The 750-nt window shown below is 73.3% G+C and carries 1 pseudogene; it reads right to left on the reverse strand.

Annotation, left to right across the window (positions count from 1 at the left end):
- A pseudogene (locus tag ACLEQD_RS44655) lies at positions 1-750 on the reverse strand (DUF4129 domain-containing protein); the annotation flags it as partial.

The raw sequence follows: 750 nt of genomic DNA on the forward strand, positions 1-750 counted from the left end.
GCCGGAGTGGGCGCGCGAGGAGCAGGCCGGTGGCGAGAGCAGCGCGCGGCGACGCCTTCGACGCCAGCGTGCCGGGCTTCCTGCTGCGCTCCGGCAGTTGCTGCACGGCGGCCAGCAGGTCCAGCCCCTCCTGCCGCACGCGGCCGTCCACCAGCAGCAGCGTGGCGGTCGCCGCGCGCAGGGGCTCGAAGAGGGCGAACGTCGTCGCCGCGAGGAACACGAGCCACGGCGGGTTGTCCAGCGACGCGAACCGCTCCGCGAACGTCAGGTCGATGCCCACCAGCTGCCGCCCGAGGTACAGCAGGAAGTTGAACCCCACGTGCAGGTTGAAGAACACCAGCACCTGCACGCCCATCAGCCAGCGCACCGCGGTCGCCGTCCCTCGCGACGGGCCCAGCAGCCGCGAGCCCAGGGCGTACAACTTCAGCGGGCTGCCCCGGCCCTGCATCGTCGCCGCGTAGCCCACGCCCTGCGCGGAGAGGAGCAGCGTCGCGATGCCCAGCGAGAACGTCAGCGTCAGCACGTTGAAGCACGCCAGGTACGCCACGGCGATGAACAGGCTGGGCAGCCGCGCCAGCGCCGCGCGCAGCGACTGCCGCACGGACGGCTCCGCCTTCGCGCCCAGCAGCACCTCCTGCACGTAGTGGCACGCCGCGCCCTGGCCCACGCCCCGGAGGAACCACGCGAGCGTGACGTACAGCGCGGGCAGGGTGGGGGAGCGCCCGTGCTCCACGGCGTCCAGCAGGTGCA

Origin of the sequence: Corallococcus sp. 4LFB, from assembly GCF_046520365.1 — a bacterium.
GTDB classification, from domain to species: Bacteria; Myxococcota; Myxococcia; order Myxococcales; family Myxococcaceae; genus Corallococcus; species Corallococcus caeni.